The organism is Caballeronia grimmiae (assembly GCF_000698555.1).
Lineage (GTDB): Bacteria > Pseudomonadota > Gammaproteobacteria > Burkholderiales > Burkholderiaceae > Caballeronia > Caballeronia grimmiae.
On sequence record NZ_JFHE01000020.1, the window covers coordinates 39,752 to 61,399 of the forward strand.

The following is a 21,648-nucleotide window of genomic DNA, read 5'->3' on the forward strand; positions in this document are numbered from 1 at the left end:
GGCGAACGGGAGCCTGCAAGCAATACCATCCAGGCGCCGTTTCGATCGCCGGCGCGGGCTTCTCACCGCACCTCCTGCGGTGGCCGGCCAACCCGCGCATGAACGCTTCGCGCATATGCCGACGATCGCGAAAGCCCGTATCGTTTGCAATCATCTTTAAGCGAATGCGGGCTCTTTCCGATCGTTAAACGCGCCGCTTCGGGCCGCAGCCCTTTTAGTTGCCTTTCCGGGTGACTGTCCCGTCTCCATCACAAACACCCGACTAAGACTGCCACGGGTCTGAGATATGCAGCACTCGCGAGCTCTTCGACAGTGAGCGGCCGGCTGAGGTTGCTACGCGCGTAATTGAGTGCGTTTCCAATGCGATCAGACTTTGGCGCAGGATCGGTAAGGCGGTCAGTTATCGTGTGTGGAACGAGGGACGGCGAAGAGCGCCCGAGCGTCATGATTTGCGACATGGACCCCACTCACTCGGTCAACTGATATCTTAGATATCAACCTTCGAGGCAACGACCGCCCCGTGCTACTATTTCGCGCAAACCAAAGGCGCATCGCTACTGCGCGCCTTTGTTCATACGAGGGATCGTCGAAGCCCCATAACCATGAAGATCGAGAAACTTGCAGAGCGTCCGAAGTCACTGACGGCGATTGCAAAGGACATGATTCGCAATGCGATCGTCGACGGCGAACTGGCCTTCGGCAGCCAACTGTCGGAAAGCGCGCTTGCGCTCGAATTCGGGTTCAGCAAGACGCCGGTGCGCGAGGCGCTTCTGCAACTCAAGCTCGAAGGACTCGTGGAAGTGTGGCCGCAGTCCGGCACGCTGGTGTTCAAGCCGACCGTGGACCAGGTGCGCGAAATCTGCCGCTTTCGTGAAATCATCGAATTGTCGGCGCTCGAACTGGCCATGCGTCGCGATGCCGGGCAACTCGCCAAGCAACTCACTGCGGCGCTAAAAATGCGCCGCGAAGAAGGCGTGGACGATGACATGCGCCGTCGTCAGCAGGACGCGCATTTTCATGGCGCGATTCTCGCGTGCTCGGGCAACACGTATCTGCAGTCCGCGTATCAACTCGTCGCCGACAAGATTCAGGCGTTGCGTGCCCGGCTCGCCGTCGACGACAAACGCGTGGACTCGTGCCACGACACGCATTCGGAAATCATGCAACTGATTCGCGACGGCAACGTGCGCAAGGCCTGCACCGCATTGCGCGCGCATATTCGAAGCACCGAAGACTCGTATATCCGCGCGAGCCAGACTGACGAGGCGCGTGCGGATGCATTGCGCTAACGCGAAAGACTTCGCTGGCAGCGTTCTCTAGGAAAGAAGCGTCGAACCATGAATGAACTGATCCAGTCGCTTGGCGACATCGTTGGCAGCGCCTATGTCTTTACGGGCGCGACTGAAACGCGCCGCTTCCGCCAGGGCTATCGATACGGCGGCGGACCGGTGCTCGCCGCCATTCAGCCTGGCACGCTCGTCGAAATGTGGCGGGCATTGCAGGCGTGTCATCGTGCAAACGTCATCGTCATCTGTCAGGCGGCGAATACCGGACTGACCGGTGGATCGACGCCTGCGGCCGAGGGCTATGATCGCCCTGTCATCGTCATCAATACCATGCGCTTGCGCCGGCTCGATCTCATTCGCAATGGCGAGCAGGTGATCTGTCAGCCGGGCGTGACGCTGGACCAGTTGGAAAAGCGCCTCAAGCCGCTCAAACGCGAGCCGCATTCGGTGATCGGTTCGAGTTGCATCGGCGCATCGGTGACGGGTGGCGTGTGCAACAACTCGGGTGGCTCGCTGATTCGCCGCGGCCCTGCGTTCACTCAGCTTTCGATACATGCGCGCATCACCGCCGACGGCGAACTGAAGCTCGTCAATCATCTGGGAATCGATCTGGGCGCCTCCGCCGAAGCCATTCTCGCTCGTCTCGATGCAGGCGAATTGCCGGACAACATCCCTGAAGCCAACGGACTGCTTGCGTCCGATCACGAGTACGGCACGCATGTGCGCGACATCGCGGCATCGACGCCCGCGCGGTTCAACGCGGACCCGCGCCGTCTTTACGAAGCATCGGGGTCGGCCGGACATCTCGCGGTCTTCGCGCTGCGTCTCGATACCTTCCCCGCCGACGAACGGACGCAAGTGTTCTACATCGGCAGCAACGATCCAGCCGAGCTCGAAACGATTCGCCGCGACATTCTGGGCGGCTTCAGGAGCCTGCCTATCGCGGGTGAGTACATGCACCGCGGCGCGTTCGATATCAGCCGCCGCTACGGCAAGGACATGTACGTGTACATCCGCACCTTCGGCACCGACAAGGTGCCGCGTGCGTTCGCAGCAAAAAGCCGCTTCGATGGCTTTACCGAGAAGGCCGGACTCGGCAACGCGATCAGCGATCGGCTGTTACAGGCAGTAAGCCGGCTCTTGCCCGAACATCTGCCGCGACGGCTCATCGAGTACCGCGACAGGTTCGAGCATCATCTGTTGCTCAAGATGGGTAACGACGGCGTGCAGGAAGCGCGAAGCTATCTGCAAGCGCGGTTTCCCACGCAACAGGGCGACTATTTCGAATGCACGGCGAAGGAAGGCGAAGCGGCGTTTCTCAACCGCTTCACCGTCGGCGGCGCGATGGTGCGGTATCGCGCGGTTCATCCCCGGACCGTCGAGGATATCGTCGCGCTCGATATTGCCCTGCCGCGCAACGCCACCGACTGGTTCGAACGGCTCCCGCAGGAGATTTCGAAGGACATCGAGTTTTCGATGTACTGCGGCCATTTCTTCTGCCATGTGCTGCATCAGGAATATCTGGTCAAGAAAGGCGTCGATTGCGATCGCATCAAGGACGACATTCTTGCGCTGCTGGCTGCACGCGGCGCGGAGTATCCTGCCGAGCACAACGTGGGGCACTTGTACGAGGCGAAGGCGTCGCTCAAACAGTTCTACGAGGAACTCGATCCGACTAACTCGTTCAATCCGGGCATCGGGAAGACGTCGCGGTTGTTCAAATGGGGGCAGTCGAATTATCGCTGTGCTTGCGAGTCCGATTGCGCGCCTGTGCAGCAGGCTGAATGAGAGGCCGTGCGGCTGCCTTCAACGGGCGAAATCGCTGATCTTCGCAGACGTGGCACGCGTGGTCGTGATTCCGCCGCGCATCGAAAAGCGCCTTACTGAGGAGATATTTAAGGCGGCGGCGAATGAGAAGAAAATGTCACATCAGTAACGGCCTGCTCATTTTATCCAGTGAGCGGGCCATGTACAGCTATCGCAACGGCAGCGGCATCACCGGGACATCACCGATTCGACCACAGCCATGATCTGCTTCGATGCGGTCTTGACGTGCTCTTCGAGGAGCTTGGCGCCGAGCTTCGTATCGCGAGCCTTGCATGCCTTGATCAAAGCCATGTGCTCGTCATGCGACTGTTCCCGAACAGGCACCTGTACCGCTTGAAACCGAAAATAGCGGTCACTGCGGTCGTGGAGCACGCGAAGCATCTGGAGCGTTATTTCTTTCTGAGCGGGCACGTAAAGCGTTTCGTGGAGACGCCAGTTAAGCTGCCCCCAAACGCCCGAGTCCGCTTTATCCATCTCTTTGACGAGACGCTCTGCTTTGCCGATCTCGGCATCGGTGATTCGCGGTATCGCTTCAGCGAAGATCCACGGTTCGAGTCGAAGCCGGATGTCGAAGGTTTCCTTCACCTCGCCGACCGACAGTTCCGCTACATAAGCGCCTTTATGCGGAACGCTGGTCAACAACCCTTCCGCAGTCAGTCGCGTAATCGCTTCGCGAATAGGCACACGGCTGACTCCGAGTTCGTCGGCAAGTGCCTCCTGCCGCAGTACTTCCCCGGGCGCGTATTCGCCGCTCAGAATGCGTTGCCGCACTGCAGTGGTCACCAGTTCGACTGTCGTGGGTCTGACGATCTTCCGCGTGCTCGCCTCTGAAAGAACGTCGCTTACGACGGGCGCTTCTTTGCTTCGACGTTTGGTGACAACCGGGGGCATGATGGTGGTTCTAATGTTGTATACAGAAAACATCGTACCACGGTGCTGCATGCGGTATACAAGATCCAGCGCCATGTTTTCACAGCAGTGTTTGGCGAACCCACGTTCCGTTTTTCATCACGCCGGACATCCGTTCGCCTTGACCCGTCAGGACGCTAATGTCCTTCAAAGGATCACCGTCGATTACAAGCAAGTCCGCGTAAGCACCAGCGCTCACTACGCCGAGTTTGCCCGGCTGGCCGACAATTTCAGCGCCGATGGCGGTGGCCTGACAAATCGTCTCGAACGCACCAAGAATCTCCGCGCGAATGGTGAGTTCGTCGTTTTGATATTGATGCATGTCGCCCAGCAGGTCGGTGCCGAGTCCCATCCTGACGCCGTGCCGCTTCAATAACTCCAGCGCCTTCAAGCCTTGCAGTCGGACGTTCTCGTTCTTGACCAAGGCGCTCTCGGCGACGCCCGCTTTCGCGCCGACCTTGCTCATTGCGTCATAAGTAACGAGCGTCGGGACCGCGAATGCGCCGTGTTCAGCCATGATGTCGGCGGCTTCATCGTCGATCAGATTGCCGTGCTCGATAGTGCGAACCCCGAGCTTGACCACGCGAGAGATGGCTTTGCCCGTGTAGGCGTGCGCCATCACGTACGTCTGGTGCGACGCGGCTTCCTCCACGATTGCTTTCACCTCATCGACCGAGAACTGGAGGTTGCCGATCGGGTCTGTCGGCGATGCGACGCCGCCCGACGCCATGATCTTGATGTGATGCGCGCCCGCCCGCATTTCTTCGCGCACTGCCTTGCGAACATCGTCGACGCCGTCAACGATGCGGCCAATCGCTCCGAGGTTGCGATGGCATCCGCAGGGGTCCGGATCCGAATTGTCGAAGCGCTCCCGAAAATCTCCGTGCCCGCCCGTCTGCGATAGCGCCTTGCCTGCAACGAAAAGCCGTGGCCCGGCGATGACGCCCTCTTCGATCGCGCGGGAGAGCGCGTAGTCGGCGCCACCGGCATCGCGAACCGTCGTGAAGCCGCGATTCAGCATGCCGCTGAGAATGGGGACCGCGCGAAGCACGGCAAACGTATTGGGCAAACGGCCGTTGTTGCCAAGGTGCGCGACCGATGCAATGACGTGCGCGTGGCAATCGATCATGCCGGGCATCACGGTCTTGCCGCCAACATCGATGACCTGCGCACCTTCGATCGATACAGGCTCGCGCGTGACTTCCTTGATGAGTTCTCCGTCAACGACGATCGAATAATGCGCGTGATCGTTTTCGTGATTGACGTCGAGTACGCGTGCGTTCTTCAGGACCAGCATGTGATATCCCCAAAGTGGAGGCGCGGCAAAGCCGCGTCGTTTCGCTACTTGAGCAGGAAGCCCTTCGCCAAAGGATCGCGATCGTCGACGAAGATGGTGTTATGGCCCGTTACGCGCGCCCAGCCTTCGATACTGGGGACGATGGCGTCGAACGTACCGACCTTTGTCGCCGACTCGGGAACGCCCGTGAATAGCGTGCCGATGATGCTCTCGTGCACGAAGCGCTCGCCGATAGCGAGTCTCCCCTTCCCGACGAGATGAGCCATGCGCGCCGATGTGCCCGTCCCACACGGCGAACGGTCGATCGCCTTGTCACCGTAGAACACGGCATTGCGTGCGTGTGCGCTCGCGACCGTAGGCTCGCCGGTCCACATGACATGGCTCAAGCCACGGATTGCAGGGGTTTCCGGGTGAACGAACTCGTACTTCTCGTTGGCCTTCTGACGAAGAATCGGGCTTAACCGCTGTATGTCCGACGGCTTGAGCGTATGAAGGACAGCGTAGTTGTTTTGCGGTTCGATGATCGCGTAGAAGTTTCCGCCGTAAGCGACATCGAACCTGACCTCTCCCAACCCATCCACTTCCACGGACAAATTCGTGGAGTGAAGAAACGACGGAACGTTAATGAGTTGCACTGAGTCGACGTGCTCACCATCCATCTTGTATCTTGCGACGACAACGCCCGCTGGCGTATCGAGCTTCAGCACTCCGGCTTCTTTCGGGCGAACGAGGCCATGCTCGATAGCCGATGTCACCGTGCCGATCGTGCCGTGGCCGCACATCGGCAAGCACCCGCTCACCTCGATGAACAGAATCGCAACGTCGCAATCGGGGCGAGTCGGCGGATAGAGAATGCTGCCCGACATGACATCGTGACCGCGAGGCTCGAACATGAGGGACGTGCGAATCCAGTCGAACTCGCGTTCGAAGTGGGATCGCCGTTCGATCATGTTCGCCCCTTCGAGCTGCGGCGCGCCTCCCGCAACGACGCGCACAGGATTCCCGCATGTATGTCCGTCGATGCAGAAGAAGGTCGATTTCATCACTCGGTTCCGTCGTGGATCTGTCGATAGTGGCCTGGCAATGCAAAGCACATCGCCAGGCTTGAAGATTACTTCGAAAGCGAGCGCAGATCGGCCATCGTCTTTTCAACGATAGCGACGACCTTCTGACGTTCATCACCTTCGAGCTTCAGACGCGGAGCCTTCACGTTCTCGGAATAACCGGCGGTAATGTTCTCGGCCAGCTTGATGTACTGCACCAGCTTGACGTGCGTGTCGAGATGGAACAAGTGAATCAATACGCGATACAGCTTGCGCGCTTGCTCGTAGTTTCCGGCCACCGCCAGGTCGATAAGCTCGACCGATTCCTTCGGAACCGCGTTCGCCATGCCGGACACCCAGCACTTGGCACCGAGCGCAACGGACTCGAGCACGAGGTCATCCACACCGCACACCACGTTCAGGCGGCCTTCGAAGCGGCTGAGCAGGTCGGTCACGCGCGTCGTGTCGTACGACTCTTCCTTGATGGCCGTGATGGTCGGCTCTTCGAGCAGTTCGGCGACGACATCAGGCGTTAGGTCGACGCCATAGCCGCGCGGGTTGTTGTACAGCATGATTTCAAGCTTCGAAGCCTTCGCGATGGTCTTGTAGAACGCGATGGTTTCACGGTTCTCCGACTTGTACGTGAGGCCCGGGAACACCATCAGGCCTTGCACGCCGAGCGCTTCGGCGTCTTTCGCGTACTGCACTGCGGCTGCCGTGTTCGTTTCCGCCAGACCGGAGATCACCGGCACGCGACCGTTAATGGTTTCGATGGCAATTCTCAGGACGGTTCGCTTTTCTTCGGGCGTGAGTTGCGCGTTCTCGCCGACCATGCCCATCATGACGACGCCGCTCACGCCGTTTTCAACGAGGCGATTCAAACCTGCCTTGATTGCTTCGTGATCGAGCGAGCCATCGTCTTTCAGCTTCGTCGTCACTGCGGGGAAAACGCCTTTCCAATTCACTGCCATGACACACCTCTTGATTAAGTAGTGCGGGATTCCCGCTGGTAGATAGAGGTCGCGGGGACCCCGTCAATGTCGAAAGCGACTAATCGAGTAAGGCTCGAGGTTGATTCCGGGTGTTCGGTTGGCAAGCAGATCCGCGACGAGCGCGCCCGTGGTTGCCGATTGCGTAAGACCAAGGTGACCGTGACCAAACGCGTAAATCACTGACGACGCGTGCGGTGAACGGCCGATCACCGGAAGCGAATCGGGCGTGGCTGGCCGATGACCCATCCACTTGACCGCGCCTGCGTCGTTGATGCCGGGCAGGAAGCGCTTGCCGAGTTCGAGCAGCGCATCGCTGCGCTTGTAGTTCGGCGGCGCTTTCAATCCCGCGAACTCGGCAGCTCCGCCAATGCGGATGCCGATGTCGAGCGGAGTGGCGACGAACTTGCGTTCCGCAAAAATGACTTCACGCGACAGGCTAATCCCATGCGCGGGCAACGTCGTGTTATAGCCCCGCTCGCTGTCCAGCAGGACACGGTCGCCGATGGACTCCGCCAGTGCAGCGGACCACGCACCCGTTGCGACTACGATTCGACGTCCGTTGATGCGCTCTCCCGCTTCCGTGACTGCGGCCGGGGCAAGCGAATCCGACACGTCGAGGTTCTTCACCGTGCCCGTGACGAAGCTGGCGCCGAGCGATCGAACGCGGTCACGCAACAGCGTCACGAGCCGCTTCGGATCACCGATGTGCGACCAGTCTTCGAGAAACACGCCGTGCCGGAACACCGGTGCAAGCGACGGTTCGCATTCGCGAATTTCTGCCTCCGACATGGCATGCCAGCGCACGCCCAGCTCACGCTTGAATTCCCACTCGTGCTGATCCGCGGCGAAGGCCTCGTCGGTTTCATAGACCGTCATCGCACCGCGACGGTAGAAGCTGTCCATCGCTCCGATGTCTTCGAACATCGGCACGATGTCGTCGTACACGCGATTGTTCAGTTGCGCCAGCGCCAGCGAGATGGCCCGGAAGCGGTCCTTGTTCGCGCAACGCTGAAACGCCATGAACCACGGCAACGCCGACGGCAGGTGCTTCCAGTCGAGCGACAACGGGCCCAAGGGGTCGAAGAGCCACTTCAAAGCCTTCGCGTACATCCCGCTCACTGCGATCGGCGTGCATTCCGTCACCGCGATGCCGCCTGCGTTCCCGTGCGACGTGCGGTCACCTTCGAAGTCGCGGTCCACTAGCGTGACGGTCGCGCCATCGCGCAGCGCCGACCATGCACAGGATAGGCCGACAATTCCGCTTCCGATTACGACCACGTCGGAAACCTTCTGTGAGTTTTGAGCTTGCTGAGTCATTTCGTGAGTTGAGATTGCCCGGCCAGGCAGCGTAATCGCCGCCCGGCGTTGCCATGCTTACTTTGAGCCAAGCACCGTCTGGGGCTTCCATTGCGCGTTCTCGCACTTGTAGACGGTAATGATTGCGTCGCGCAGGTCGCCGTACTGGTCATAGGCGAAGTGGTCGCTCGTCACGCCCTTCATGTCGGTTTTGGCGAGCACGTCTGTCAATCCACTTTTCTACGCAGAGCACCTACCCTCACACTTGCTCCATGAATTCGGGGTCCGGCATGCCGCGCAGACGGACCGCTTCTTCTTCGAGCGTCGAAGCTGCGAGTTGTCCAAAGACCAGCGCGAGCTCCTGGTCGGCATGGTCGTACTTGCCGGCGGCATCGAGGAGATTGAGAGTCCCTACCGTCACGCCCCGCCTGCGCACCGGAATGTTCAGCACGCTCTCGCAGCCGATGGACCACAAGACCTCATACTCCGAGAACACCGATTTGATGTCCTCGCGCGTCGAGCCAATCAAAATCTCGCCGCGTTGAAGAACCTGCTGCGTCCAACGGCTCTGAGTCACGCGTTTGATGCCGCCTATTGGATTGATGTCCAGCCGATTGCTATACAGCCGGCAGAGTCGACTCGAATCAGCGTCGTAGGCCAGCACCGTGAAGAGTCTTTGACCGAATACTTCAGTCAGAGATCGTTCGAGTTCGCTCCAGAACGCCTGATTTGAGCGACCCGTCTGCAGTGCTCCAGCAACGCGCTTGATCGCTGACAGTTCCACCAATCCCTGCTCTGGCTTCATACGTTCCCCTTACTTTGCCGTTTTCAGATTGGCGGCAGTCGCACCGGAGCTACCGTCGCCGTACTCTTCAGCCGTGATTTCTTCGAGCGTCTTGCCGCTCGTCGAGACGCCGAGGAAGATGACCGCAAGCGCCCCGAGCATAAGAATGGCGGTCGTCATGCCGAACACGCCTGCAAAGCCCCAGATCGGATAGACGTACCCGACGAGCATCGGCGAACAGATTGCCCCGATTCGACCGAATGCCGACGCCGTACCCATGCCGGTTGCACGGAGGTGCGTCGGAAAAACTTCCGGGGTGTAGGCGTATTCGCCTGCATTGACGCCATTCATCGCGAACGACATGAAGATGGACGCCATGACAACCGATGTATCGCTACCGGCGTTCGCGAGCCAGATACCGGCGATGCACGCGAGTCCCATATAGGTGACGATGGTTGCCTTGCGTCCGAGCTTTTCGCAGAAATAAGCCGACGAGTAATAGCCCGGGATCTGCGCCAGATAAATAAGGATGGACACCGAGAAGCTCTTCGTAATCGTCATGCCGCGCTGCATGAGCAGGCCCGGAATCCACACGAAGAACGCATACGAGCAGAACGTGACCGACAACCACAGACACCAGCTCATCAGCGTCGTCTTCGCCATCGGCGGCTTCCAGAGCAGCTTTAGGTTGCCGAAGAACGAGCCCGTGCGTTCGTAGGTCGCAGCCACATTGCCGCTGACTGCCGCAACCGGCGCGAGCTTGACGCCCGTGCTTTCGACCTGCCGCTCGATGTCCGCTACGACCGCTTCCGCTTCAGCGTGCCGCCCGCGAATTTCGAGCCAACGCGGCGATTCATGCAGCGAGCGACGCCACCACAAAAGCACGATGACAGGCAGCGACACGAGGACGAGGGCGTAACGCCATCCTTCCGGACCGAGAGGAATCACGAAGTAGCCGATCAAGGCCGCTGCGACGAAACCGAAAGAGAAAAAGCCAGCCAGCGCGCCGGTGAATGCGCCGCGATAGCGATTGCTCACGAATTCGACTAGGAACGGAGCGATGATCGCGCCTTCCGCGCCCATGCCGATGCCCGCGATCGCCCGCAACGCCGCGAACGTATGCCAGTCGTTGACGAAGGCGTTGGCGAAGGTCATGACGCAGAAGAACGTCAGGGCCCACATCATCACGACGCGTCGGCCGAATCGGTCCCCAAGCAAGCCTGCGAACAGTGCACCGACAAGAAAGCCCACATAAGTGCTGCTTCCAAGGATGCCCGTTTCGAAGCTCGTCAGATGCCACTTCGTCCGGACGACAGGAAGAATGAAGGCAATGATCGCGGCGTCGATGGCCTCGAACATGAACCCCAGGCCGCCCATGATGAGTAGCTTGAAGTGAAAGCGGCTGAACGGGAGACGCTCGAGCCGCGCTGCAATTGGAGACATACGGAACTCCCTGAGGGTGCCGCGAAGAACGCGGCCTATGCCAACAATATCCTGTATCCAAAATCCAGCGTCAAGTGCGGATTTGCGCTGACGGCTTTCTCAGGCGACGCGCAGGGCGGCGCAGTGTGGCTATGGATTCGTGGGGGACCTGGCTTGGAACGAGTGCCGGATACCGGCGCGGACGGCTACCTGATTCCCAGTCGACGATGGCGTAAGGAATGACAGCGCAGCGACAGTCGGCTTGCCGGTGGAATCCGTACTCAGGGCGCGTTCCCATGACGTCGTTGCGTAGAGAAGCGTGCGCTTCGACAGGTTGTACTGCGTGCCGACGTTCAATTGCAAATACTTCGCCGTTTCCGCCTTCGTCTAGTCAAAGGACGCGCCGAGCAGCGGCGACGGGCTGACGTTATAGGTCGCGAGCGCCTCTTAATTGTTGAAGGCCGCGGTTCCCGAGAGCGGAATCGATGATCTCCGTACTACGTCCTGAAAGCGCGTGTTCGTGTAGGTGAAGCCGAAGAGCGCCGGGCCGAACCGGTGATTGACACCCGCAGAAGCGTAGCCGCTGGGGTTGTTGCACGTGCCTCCGGCAACCGGGCTGGCGGTTTCGTCGTAAATCGAGGTCGCAGGGTTGTTGATGCGAGAGAACACCGCAGCGGCGCTGAACGAATTGTTCGCGTAGCTCAGTCCGACGGATTCTTTCTTGCGGTTCGATAAATCACCGGCGACGCCTCCGGGGCTGAACTGTGCCGAGACCCGGAAGCCGCCGAATATCGGCGAGAGGTACTTAATGGAATTGCTGAGCGAGTGATCGCCCCATCCGTTGTCCACGCGTGGGCTAAAGAACAAAAAAAGCGACGGCTGAACCTTCAGCCGTCGCAAGCGTATGAGATGGGCCTCGCACCCGGCCATCGCACGTATAAGCCGAAATCACGCGAGCCAGGCGCGAGTCACTGCCCAGCCCGCGCGTTTCCAGAAACTCAACCCCTCACTTCGCCCCCAGCAAGTGCGGCAGAAACTGCGGAATATGCGGGAAGAAAATGATCAGCAGCAGGTCGATCACCAGCGCGAGGATGAATGGCATGATCGCGCGTGTCGCCTTCTCCACCGATACCCCGCCAATCGACGCCGCCGTGAACAGACAGAAGCCGATCGGCGGCAGGTTGATGCCGATCGCCGAGTTGATCAGCACGATCACGCCAAACACGACCGGGTCGATATGCATCTGCACGACCAGCGGCAGAAACACGGGAATGACCACGGCGATGCTGGAGATCGTTTCGAGCACGGTGTGCGCGACGATCAAGAACAGGTTGATCAGGATCAGCAGCACGATGGCGCTCGTCGTAACGGCGAGGAAGCTGTTCGCCACGTGAAGCGGAATCTGCGCTTCGATCAGATAACGGCCGAGCACGAACGCGAGCCCAAGCAGGAAGGACACGCGCGTCGTGTTCACCGCAGTGCGGACCAGAATATCCTTGAAATGCGAGAGCTTCAGCGTGCGGAAGATGAACGCGCTCACCAGCGTCACATAGACCGCCGCAACCACGCCCGCTTCCACCGGCGTGAATATGCCGCCGAGAATGCCCCCCAGGATGATGATCGGCGTGAGCAACGCCCAGAACGCCTCGCGAAACGTGGTCCACAGCTTGCGCCCGTCGAACGGCTCGACTGCGCTGTAGTCGTGCCTGACCGCGGTCACGTAGTTGACGATCATGAACGATGCAACCACCAGCAGCATCGGAATGATGCCGGCGATGAACATCGTGCCGACCGAAACGTTGGCCGTGTACGCATACACGAGCATGCTCATCGACACGGGCGATAGCAGCCCGAGCGACCCCGCCGCCGATTGCAGCGCCACCGCGAAGGCGCGGTTGTATCCCTTCTTCACCATGCCCGGAATCATCACCGAGCCGATCGCCGCGGTATCGGCCGTGGCCGATCCGGACAGGTCCGCGAAGAACATGCTCGCGACGATCGTCACCTGACCGATGCCGCCGCGCATGAACCCGACCAGCGCCTGCGAGAACTCGATGATGCGCTTCGATACGCCGCCCGAATCCATGATCGCGCCCGTCAGCATGAAGAACGGAATGGCGAGCAAGCCGACGTTGTTCAGATTCGAGAAGAGCTGCTGAGGAATCACCAGCAGCGGCGTGCCGTTCAGCGACAGCGCGAGCGTGGCTGCGATGCCGATGCAGATCGCAACGGGCACGCCCAACCCGAGCAGTCCTGCGCCAAAAGCGATTGCCCACATGATATTTATCCTAGAGATGTTCGGATACGCCTTCGACCAGCGTGGCGTTGCTCTGTGCCTGCGGTGCGAGATGCGATACGACGATGCGCACCAGCGAGTGAAACGCGAGCAGCGCGCCGCACACGGGAATCGATAGATACGGATAGACCATCGAGATCGGAATCGATGCGGCCGTCTCGGTGCCCATCAGCGCAAGCATGTCGGCGCCGTACAGCACGAACACCGCGCCGAGCGCAAGAATCGCGCAGTCGGTGAAGTCCTGGAGCAACGGCGCGAACGCAGCGGGCACGCGATCAGCCAGCACGCGCACTTCCGGATGCGCGCGCAGCTTCACGCCGGCTGCCGCGCCCAGGCACGTGAGCCACACGAACAGATAGGCCGAGACTTCATCGGACCACGACAGAGAATCGTGCAACACGAAGCGGAAGACCACGCCGAGACCGGCCACGATCACCGCCCCGAGCAGCAGGCAACTACAGATGAACAGATTGATCTTCAGCACGATGTCGTCGACCAACATCAAGCCGCGCGCGAGCTTTTCCATGCGTGTCATCTCCGATGCCAGGTGGGAACCACGGCCGTCGTTCGCATCCGTCATTTGGATGCCACCGCCGACGCTTGCTTGGCCGCGTTGATCTCCTGATAGAGCGCCGGGCCGTCGGGAATCTTCGCGATCAGTTCATCGCGCGCGGCCTTGGTGGCTTGCTCCCACGGCGCGGTATCGACCATCGTCACCTGAATGCCCTTCGATTTCATCGCGGTGATGGCAGCGTCGTACTCATGCTTGTATTCCTTCAGGTCGTAGTCCGCTGCAATCTTCGCGGACTCCTGAAACGCCTTCTGATCAGCAGGCGAGAGCTTGTCCCACGACGCCTTGCTCATCGCCAGCACGACCGGCAGGTAGTTCACGTGCGTCACGTAGAAATGCTTGGCGACATCGGAAAACTTGTCCTGAACGAACTGTTCCGGCGACGTGTCCGCGCCATCCACGAGACCTTGCGAGAGCGCGAGAAACAACTGGTTGTACGCGAGCGGCGTCGGATTCGCGCCTAGCGCCTTGTAGCCCGCGATGTAGCCGGGGCTTTGCATCACACGCACCTTGAGGTCCTTCATGTCCGCGAGGGATGTCACGGGGCGCTTGGTCGTGAAGAGGTTGCGTTCGCCCACTGCGAGCCACGTGAGGCCGATCATGTTGACGGGCTTCATCATGTCGAGATACTTGCGGCCGACCGGACCTTGCAGCACGCCGTTCGCCTGGTCCATGCTGGAGAACAGATACGGCATGTCGAAGATCTGCCACTGCTTGATCGTATTGTCGATGGGCGCCTGCGCCGAAATCATCAATTCCTGCGTGCCCGTTCGCAATGCCTGCGCCATCTGCACTTCGCCGCCGAGCTGCGATTGCGGAAAGAGCTGAATCTCGACATGGCCATGCGTTCGCGCCGCCACTTCCTTGGCGAACACCTGCGCGGTGAGTTGATAGTGGTTATCGGGAGCCAGCGTGTGGCCGAGCTTCATCACGACCTTGTCTTGCGCCATCACGCCGGACGATGCACTGATGGACATCACGGCGAGCGCCGCGCTCATCGCCACGCGCAGCATGCTCTGCGCTTTGGAAAGCGAACTCATATTGTCTCCTTGCTCGATATGGACACCGGCCCGCGCATGGCTCGTCTGGACATTTCCAATTGCAGGCCAGCGGGTTGACGCCAGTATTTGTGATCGCGTGAAAGGTGCGTTAGGACCGCCCTTCGGATTTCTTGGACTTTTTAACGGCGCGAATGCGAGTCCCGCGACGCGCTGCAAAAAAGTCCAAAAGATCGCGCGAACCGTCCTACCCGTTGAATGGGGCCTCTCTTTAAAGTGACTTCACGCTGACGGCCCGGTGTGAGAACGCATCCCGCCGTATCGACTCAACTCACCACGACAATTCACGACATGGCCAAACGTCCTCATATGGATTGCTATGCAATCGGCGACACCGCCGACTTCGCCAAGACCGTATCCGAATACGACATCTATGGTTTCGCCGGCATCGTCGGCGACTTTTACGCCGTGCATCTCAACGAGGAATACGCGAAAGGCACGCGCTTCGAGAAGCGCATTGCGCAAGGCTGCTTGTCGGTCGGCTTCCTGTCCACGGTCATGGGCTATATGGCGCAGAAGGCGCCGAGTCCGGGCGCGGTCTCGTATCGCTACGACATCACGTTCAATGCGCCGGTGTTCATCGGCGATACCGTGACTGCGCGTCTGACGCTTGCGGAGAAGGACGAAGAACGCAACGTGTGCGTGTTCACCGCCGATGTGACACGCCAGGATGGCGTCGTCGTGGCGTCGGGCAACACCTATCTGAAAGTGCTGTGACGCTATGCAGACATCTTCCCCTCCCGTTCTCGTCACTCAGCACGGCCCGTTGCGTCTTTTGACGCTCAATCGCGCCGACAAGCTCAACGCATTCACACCCGAAATGCTGGCCTCGCTCGACAAAGGCATCGAAGACGCGCTTGCCGACGATTCGACGCGCGTCATTGCGATCACCGGCAGCGGTCCGAAGGCGTTCGCAGCCGGCAACGATATCGAACGGCTCGTCTCGATGGATGGCGTCGCTGCCTATCGCGACATGGTGGCCGGACAGCGCGCGCTGCTGCGCCTGCACGAGTGTGCGAAGCCGACCATCGCGATGGTCAACGGCTATGCGCTCGGCGGCGGCTTCGAACTGGCGCTCGCATGCGATTTCATCTTGGCGTCGACGAATGCGAGCTTCGCATTCCCGGAGATCACGCTCAACACGATGCCCGGCTGGGGCGGCACGCAACTCGCCGTCGCCAAGATGGGACTTGCATGCGCAAAGCGCTTTGTGTTGAGCGGCCGGCGCTTCTCCGCGCAGGAATGCGAGCCGTTCGGCTTCATTCATGAGTTCGCTGCGCCCGAAGCCCTGTTCGATGCCGTCCAGTCGCTTGCAAAAACACTCGCTTCATACGATCCCTTCGCGGTCGAGATGGCCAAGCGCGCGTTGAACCGTGCAAATGAATTGCCCCTGTCCGCAGGGCTCGATTTCGAAGCCGCGCATTACACCGTGAATTTTGCGAGCGAAGGCGCGCGCGCCGGGCTCAGGCAATTCATCGAACGAAGAGGCGCGCGGCACGCTGCTCAAATTCAACCTGCACCGGTCACGCCATGACGAACTCGATCAATCAACCGCACTGGCTTGGCGAACAGCACACGATGATCCGCGAAGCCGTCCGACGCTTCGCGGAAAAGGAAATCGCACCGCAATCGGAGACGCTCTGGGAACAGGAAGCCTTTCCGTACACGCTCTGGCGACAGGCGTGCGAGCTCGGCTTCACTGGTCTGCCCTACTCCGAACGGTTCGGCGGCGGCGGTGGCGACTGGCTATCCTTCGTGATCGTGCTGGAAGAGCTTGCACGCGTGGATTGCGCCGTCGCCAATGCGCTGATGGCCAATTCAACGGTGGCGAGCCTGCTCAGCAACTACGGCACGACCGAGCAGAAGGAGCGCTTCCTGCGGCCTATCCTGGATGGCTCGCAGATCGGCTCGATCGGACTGTCCGAGCCCGACGCCGGATCGGACGCCGCGAACATCGGCACACGCGCGACCTTCGATGGCGACCGATGGATCATCGATGGCGCAAAGACGTTCATCAGTAACTCGGGCACCGAAATCGGCGGGCCAACGGTGATCGCGGCGGTGACGGGCACGCGACCCGACGGCCGCAAGGAGATCTCCAGCTTCATCGTGCCGCAGGGCGTACCTGGCTTCAGCAAAGGCCGCAAGCTGCGCAAGATCGGCTGGCGCGCGTCGATCACGCACGAACTGTTCTTCGAGCGATGCGCGATTCCTGCGGACCACCTGCTCGGCGAACGCGGCGCGGGACTGCGCCAGACGCTCGCGCAGATCAGCACGGGGCGCATTCTCATTGGTGCGCTCGCGCTCGGGATTCTGCAGGGATCACTGGATCGTTCCATCGCATACATGAAGGAGCGCCGCGCGTTCGGGCGCGCGATCGCAGAGTTTCAGGGCCTTCAGTTCAAGATCGCCGACATGGCGACCGATGCCCATGCCGCGCGCCTCATGCTCTACGACGCCGCCGCGCTCAAGGATGCCGGCTCGCCCTTCGACGCAGCGGCGTCGCAAGCCAAGCTATTTGCGAGCGAACACGCGATGAAGGCCGCGCATCAGGCAGTGCAGATTCATGGCGGCTACGGCGTGATGGCCGAGTTCGCAGTCGCCCGCGCGTTCGGCGATGCGAAGGTGCTGGAGATCGTCGAAGGCACATCGGAAATACAACGCATGATCATCGCGCGCACGCTGCTGGCGTGAACGATCGCTGCAACCGAGGGGGAATGGATATGCTGGAAGGCATCAAGGTACTGAGTTTCACCCACTTTTTGCAAGGCCCCGCCGCCGTTCAGATGCTCGCCGATGTCGGTGCGGACGTCATCAAGATCGAACCTCCGGGCGGTGCATTCGAACGCAGCTGGACCGGCGCGGACGCGTTTATCGAAGGCGTAAGCGTCTTCTTTCTGCTCGGCAACCGCAACCAGCGCAGCATCTCACTCGATCTGCGCGAAGAAGCGGCGCGCGAGATCGTGTGGCGTCTGATTCGCGAAGCCGATGTGATCGTCGAGAACTATCGTCCCGGCGTGCTGGACAAGATGGGCTTCGGTTATGCGCAGGTGCACGAAGTCAATCCGCGACTCGTCTACTGTTCATGCACCGGTTACGGATCGTCCGGACCGTATCTGAAGCGCCCCGGTCAGGACTTGCTGTTGCAGGCGATGAGCGGCATGACGCTGCTTTCCGGCGATGCCGAATCGCCGCCGACGCCGGTCGGCTCCGCAATCGTCGATCAGCACGCCGCCGCCCTCGCCGCGTTCGGCGTCATCGCTGCGTTGCAGGCGCGCGAGCGCACGGGCGTAGGCGCGCGCATCGAAAGCAATTTGCTCAATGCTGCGCTCGATCTTCAGATCGAACCGTTCACGTACTACATGAACAAGGGGCCGCTGTGGGCGCGCACGCATCCGCCGACGGGCAGCCGCTTCCATCCGGCGCCCTACGGTGTGTACAAGACGCGCGATGGCTACATTGCGATGTCTCTCACGCCGACGCAAAAGCTCGCGGGGGCGTTGTCGTGTCCGGCGCTTGCGGAGTTCACACATCCGAAGGACAACGTGCTGCGTCGCGACGAAATCAATCGGCTTGTCTATGACACGCTCAAGACGCGCACAACGGAAGAGTGGATGCGTACCTTCGAGGAACACGACATCTGGTTCGCGCCGGTCAACGACTATGAGCAGGTCGAGCATGATCCCCAAGTCGCGCACAACCAGATGATCATGTCGTTCGACCATGACGAAGCCGGCCCCGTGCGCGTGCTCGCGCATCCGGTGCGCTATGACGGCGAAGCGCCGGGCCTGCGTCGCCACCCGCCGAAACAGGGACAACATACCCGCGAAGTGCTCGCGGAACTGGGTTATACGCCGCAAGAGATCGACGCCTATGTCGAAGGCGGCATCGCATTGACATCGAGGAGAGAAGCGTGAGCGCACAAACGAACAACTGGCCCGCGCTCCTGCGCTTCGACGATGTCGATATCGGCCGCACGCAGGTGATCGTGCACACGATTTCCGAAGCTGAAGTCAACGCGTTCGCGCATCTCTCGGGCGACCTGAACCCGCTGCACATGGAAGACGCATTCGCCGAATGCTCGCCGTTCGGCCGGCGCGTCGTGCATGGGCTGCTGACGGCGGCGCTCGTCTCGGCGGCGCATACGCAACTCACGGGGCCGGGCTTCGCGTATGTCGGACAGGAACTGCGCTTCCTGGGGCCGGTATATATCGGCGATACGGTCACGATCAACGTTTGCGTCGTCGAAAAGAAGCCGGCCAAGCACATTCTCGTAATGGATACGACCGTTCGAAATCAGCTTGGGCGCGTCGTGCTGAGCGGGCTTTCCGCACTGAAGGAACTGCGTTTCGACGAAGCGATGATGGCGCGCAATCTCGCCGCATGAGTTCGCGCGCCACGCTTTCACGGTGTAAATGCCAGTAACGTCGAGGGCCCATGCACGGCTACACTCCTACATGGGTCCGAGAATCGCCGGACCGCTGGCAGGCGCCAAGACAGAGCGCCACCGACGAGGAGGAGACAGTTGGATACCGCATGTTGCTGCCACGTCCCGGTCATCAAGATCGACGACTACGAATACGGCGCGCACGTCAAGACACGGGATTTCCATCTCGCACCCATCGAGGCGCTGAAATCGACGCTGGTATATCCGCATCGCCACGACTTCTATCACGTGATGTGGGTAATCGAAGGAAGCGGCTCGCACGTGATCGATTCGGTGCGCTATGACGTGCGCCCGCATACGCTCTATTTCATGACGCCGGGACAGATCCACGATCTGGACCTGTCCGCCGACACGCTCGGCTATTCGATCAGCTTTTCATCCGAGTTCTTCGCGTTTCGAGTCCAGAACCGTCATACCGAAACCGAAGTTCCCGCCTACAATTTCGAGCAGCTCGACGCCTGCCTCCATCTGAGCGATGCTCAGGTGCGCGAACTGATGCGCGTGATGGACGGCATCCGCGAAGAGTACCGGAATGAAGAGGTCGGCTACACCGATGCAATCTGGGCCTGGCTGCATGTGTTTCTCATCAAGGTTGCGCGCATGTGCGATGCCGCCGCCATGCGCGACGCCGCTGCGTCGCGCAGCGTTCTGCTGTCACGCCGCTTCAAGAGCCTGCTCGAAAAGCATTTCCGCTCCGTCAATGAAGCGGCCGATTACGCTCGCCTTCTCAACGTCACCGAGCGAGCGCTCAACGAAGCAACGCGTCAGGCGCTTGGCAGCACGGCGCCCAAGCTCATCCGCGAGCGCGTGATGCTCGAGGCGAAGCGATTACTGTTGCACTCCGAAGTAAATGTCGCCGAGATCGCGGCGATGCTGTCCTTCGACGATCCAGCCTATTTCAGCCGCTGCTTTCGCAAACACACGGGCCGCTCGCCGATCGACTACCGGCGCAGCCTCGAAAAATTGCATATCTGACTTGTCGCTGGCGCTTCAGCGCGGAAATGTCCAACAGTTCACGCGTTTCATCCTAACGCCGTCGCATGAGCGGTTCTTAGAATCGATCTGCGCATGACGAACTCAAGGAGACAACGTGTCGAACGCAACGAATCCGCTGGCGCTGCACGCAGAACAGATCAGGCTTTTTAGCGAAACGCTCGATAAGACCGCACGGAAGGTGGCCAACGACGAGCTAACTTTCGGCGTTGAATTTCCGCAAGTGACGGGTCCCGATGGCGAATGGGTGCGCCTGCCCGCCTCGCTTTCGGCAGGCTACGACGGCGACGCCTGGAGCCACGGCAACTGGTTTTGCGGCTTCTGGGTTGGGCTTCTGCTGACCTCGTACGTTCATACCGGCGAGGCACGATTCCTCGAATGGGCGCGTGCCCGCATGCTGCTGGTCGCGCAGCGCGCGCAGGATCCGAACACGCACGACATCGGCTTCATCTTCGACAGCAGCGCAATACCGGGCCATCACATCACGGGCGACGAATGGTTCGCGAGCGTCGCGCTCGAAGCGGCCGACAAGCTGCGCGCGAGGCTCGTGACGACACGCGACGGCGCGTACCTCGCGTCATGGGGACCGCTCTCCGATCCGCGTGGCCGCAGCGCATCCGCGATCGATACGATGGCGAATCTGTCGCTGCTGTACTGGGCCGCGAATCATGCCGATGACGGCAGCTACCGGCAAGCCGCCGACGCCCACGCCGAGATGACCGCGCGTGCCTTCGTCCGCGCCGACGACTCGACGTATCACGCCGTCGAATACGATGTTGAAAGCGGCGCACGCAAACGCGGCTACACGTTTCAGGGCGCTTTCGACGAGTCCGCGTGGAGCCGCGGCCAGGCGTGGGCGATCTACGGATACATCAACTCTGCGCGCGAGACGGGCAAGCGCGTGTATCTGGATCTGGCGGAACGGCTTGCCGACTACTACATGCGTCGCCTCGATGGCCGGCAGGTGCCGCCCTGGGACTTCGACGCCACGGGCCGCGACGCCGAGATCAAGGACACGGCTGCGGCTGCGGTGGTCGCATCGGCGCTCTTCGAAATGGCGCGGCTGCATCCCGATGCGCAAGCCGCCGCGAAGTGGCAGCGTCATGGCGCCGCGATGCTCGAAGCGTTGTGTCGCGATGAGTTCACGAAGGAAGGCCAGCATGGCCTGCTTCATAACTCTTGCTATTCGAAGCCGCACAATATCGGCGTGGACGGGGCGACCATGTTTGGCGACTTCTTCTTCGTCGAGGCGCTGTGCCGCGCGGTGCATCCGGGCAAGCTGCGCCCGCTCGACGATGCTCGTATTCCGCTTGCCTGACGCATTCGGTTTCTTTTTGAACGAAGCCGGCATCGTACGATGCCGGCTTTTTTTGTGCTCAAGCCTTTCGATAAGCTTGAGATTCACTACCACCTGGTGATTCATTTCG

Annotated in this window: 21 protein-coding genes and 1 pseudogene; 9 read left to right on the forward strand and 13 right to left on the reverse strand. The window is 60.5% G+C overall.

Going from position 1 to position 21,648, the window contains the following annotated elements:
* Positions 1 to 62 precede the first annotated feature (62 nt).
* Positions 63 to 392, reverse strand: a pseudogene (locus BG57_RS33845) (helix-turn-helix domain-containing protein); the annotation flags it as partial.
* A 210-nt stretch (positions 393 to 602) separates the two neighbouring features.
* Between BG57_RS33845 and BG57_RS19445 the strand changes: the two are divergent.
* The gene (locus BG57_RS19445) at positions 603 to 1,289 is read left to right on the forward strand and encodes a GntR family transcriptional regulator (RefSeq protein WP_035967282.1); all 687 of its coding nucleotides are present in this window, start codon (positions 603 to 605) and stop codon (positions 1,287 to 1,289) included.
* Between the two features lie 48 nt (positions 1,290 to 1,337).
* Positions 1,338 to 3,074 (forward strand): D-lactate dehydrogenase, encoded by a 1,737-nt coding sequence (gene dld / locus BG57_RS19450; RefSeq protein ID WP_052005897.1) that lies wholly within the window; start codon positions 1,338 to 1,340, stop codon positions 3,072 to 3,074.
* Between the two features lie 207 nt (positions 3,075 to 3,281).
* Here the strand turns inward: dld and BG57_RS19455 are convergent, their stop codons facing one another.
* From BG57_RS19455 to BG57_RS19505, 12 genes are all read right to left on the reverse strand, one after another.
* Positions 3,282 to 4,004, reverse strand: a complete 723-nt coding sequence (locus BG57_RS19455) for a GntR family transcriptional regulator (RefSeq protein WP_035967366.1) — start codon at positions 4,002 to 4,004, stop codon at positions 3,282 to 3,284.
* A 79-nt stretch (positions 4,005 to 4,083) separates the two neighbouring features.
* Entirely contained in the window at positions 4,084 to 5,319 is a 1,236-nt protein-coding gene (locus BG57_RS19460; RefSeq protein ID WP_035967284.1) for a metal-dependent hydrolase family protein, read from the reverse strand.
* A gap of 44 nt (positions 5,320 to 5,363) precedes the next feature.
* Positions 5,364 to 6,362 carry a 4-hydroxyproline epimerase gene (locus BG57_RS19465; protein ID WP_081850942.1) on the reverse strand — a complete coding sequence of 333 codons (999 nt, stop codon included), beginning with the start codon at positions 6,360 to 6,362 and terminating at the stop codon, positions 5,364 to 5,366.
* Between the two features lie 68 nt (positions 6,363 to 6,430).
* The gene (locus tag BG57_RS19470; protein WP_035967287.1) at positions 6,431 to 7,333 is read right to left on the reverse strand and encodes a dihydrodipicolinate synthase family protein; all 903 of its coding nucleotides are present in this window, start codon (positions 7,331 to 7,333) and stop codon (positions 6,431 to 6,433) included.
* 63 nt (positions 7,334 to 7,396) lie between these two features.
* The gene (locus BG57_RS19475; protein ID WP_308743659.1) at positions 7,397 to 8,632 is read right to left on the reverse strand and encodes an NAD(P)/FAD-dependent oxidoreductase; all 1,236 of its coding nucleotides are present in this window, start codon (positions 8,630 to 8,632) and stop codon (positions 7,397 to 7,399) included.
* Between the two features lie 96 nt (positions 8,633 to 8,728).
* Positions 8,729 to 8,872: a hypothetical protein gene (locus tag BG57_RS32650; protein WP_371875860.1), complete on the reverse strand. Its 144-nt coding sequence runs from the start codon at positions 8,870 to 8,872 to the stop codon at positions 8,729 to 8,731.
* A gap of 37 nt (positions 8,873 to 8,909) precedes the next feature.
* Positions 8,910 to 9,455, reverse strand: a complete 546-nt coding sequence (locus BG57_RS19480; RefSeq protein WP_035967290.1) for a GAF domain-containing protein — start codon at positions 9,453 to 9,455, stop codon at positions 8,910 to 8,912.
* A gap of 9 nt (positions 9,456 to 9,464) precedes the next feature.
* Complete coding sequence (locus tag BG57_RS19485) at positions 9,465 to 10,877, reverse strand: MFS transporter (protein WP_035967291.1); 1,413 nt, start codon at positions 10,875 to 10,877, stop codon at positions 9,465 to 9,467.
* 426 nt (positions 10,878 to 11,303) lie between these two features.
* Positions 11,304 to 11,705, reverse strand: a complete 402-nt coding sequence (locus BG57_RS33850) for a porin (RefSeq protein WP_229753989.1) — start codon at positions 11,703 to 11,705, stop codon at positions 11,304 to 11,306.
* A gap of 157 nt (positions 11,706 to 11,862) precedes the next feature.
* Complete coding sequence (locus BG57_RS19495; protein WP_035967293.1) at positions 11,863 to 13,134, reverse strand: TRAP transporter large permease; 1,272 nt, start codon at positions 13,132 to 13,134, stop codon at positions 11,863 to 11,865.
* Positions 13,135 to 13,144: 10 nt separating this feature from the next.
* Entirely contained in the window at positions 13,145 to 13,678 is a 534-nt protein-coding gene (locus BG57_RS19500) for a TRAP transporter small permease (protein ID WP_035967368.1), read from the reverse strand.
* 50 nt (positions 13,679 to 13,728) lie between these two features.
* Positions 13,729 to 14,763 (reverse strand): TRAP transporter substrate-binding protein, encoded by a 1,035-nt coding sequence (locus tag BG57_RS19505; RefSeq protein ID WP_035967295.1) that lies wholly within the window; start codon positions 14,761 to 14,763, stop codon positions 13,729 to 13,731.
* 309 nt (positions 14,764 to 15,072) lie between these two features.
* Between BG57_RS19505 and BG57_RS19510 the strand changes: the two genes are divergently transcribed.
* The 7 genes from BG57_RS19510 (at position 15,073) to BG57_RS19540 (ending at position 21,539) form a co-directional block, all read left to right on the forward strand.
* Positions 15,073 to 15,498 (forward strand): MaoC family dehydratase, encoded by a 426-nt coding sequence (locus BG57_RS19510; RefSeq protein WP_035967296.1) that lies wholly within the window; start codon positions 15,073 to 15,075, stop codon positions 15,496 to 15,498.
* Positions 15,499 to 15,502: 4 nt separating this feature from the next.
* Positions 15,503 to 16,315, forward strand: coding sequence for an enoyl-CoA hydratase/isomerase family protein (locus BG57_RS19515; RefSeq protein ID WP_075583171.1), 813 nt, complete (start codon positions 15,503 to 15,505; stop codon positions 16,313 to 16,315).
* Positions 16,312 to 17,475 (forward strand): acyl-CoA dehydrogenase family protein, encoded by a 1,164-nt coding sequence (locus BG57_RS19520; protein ID WP_035967298.1) that lies wholly within the window; start codon positions 16,312 to 16,314, stop codon positions 17,473 to 17,475. The genes BG57_RS19515 and BG57_RS19520 overlap by 4 nt, the downstream gene beginning before the upstream one ends.
* Positions 17,476 to 17,498: 23 nt before the next feature.
* Entirely contained in the window at positions 17,499 to 18,698 is a 1,200-nt protein-coding gene (locus BG57_RS19525; RefSeq protein WP_229753990.1) for a CaiB/BaiF CoA transferase family protein, read from the forward strand.
* The gene (locus BG57_RS19530) at positions 18,695 to 19,168 is read left to right on the forward strand and encodes a MaoC family dehydratase (protein WP_052005899.1); all 474 of its coding nucleotides are present in this window, start codon (positions 18,695 to 18,697) and stop codon (positions 19,166 to 19,168) included. Before BG57_RS19525 ends, BG57_RS19530 begins: the two co-directional genes overlap by 4 nt.
* 138 nt (positions 19,169 to 19,306) lie before the next feature.
* The gene (locus BG57_RS19535; protein ID WP_035967299.1) at positions 19,307 to 20,203 is read left to right on the forward strand and encodes a helix-turn-helix domain-containing protein; all 897 of its coding nucleotides are present in this window, start codon (positions 19,307 to 19,309) and stop codon (positions 20,201 to 20,203) included.
* Positions 20,204 to 20,318: 115 nt separating this feature from the next.
* A complete protein-coding gene (locus BG57_RS19540) occupies positions 20,319 to 21,539 on the forward strand; it encodes a glycoside hydrolase family 88 protein (RefSeq protein WP_035967300.1) in 1,221 nt (406 codons plus the stop codon).
* Positions 21,540 to 21,648 lie beyond the last annotated feature (109 nt).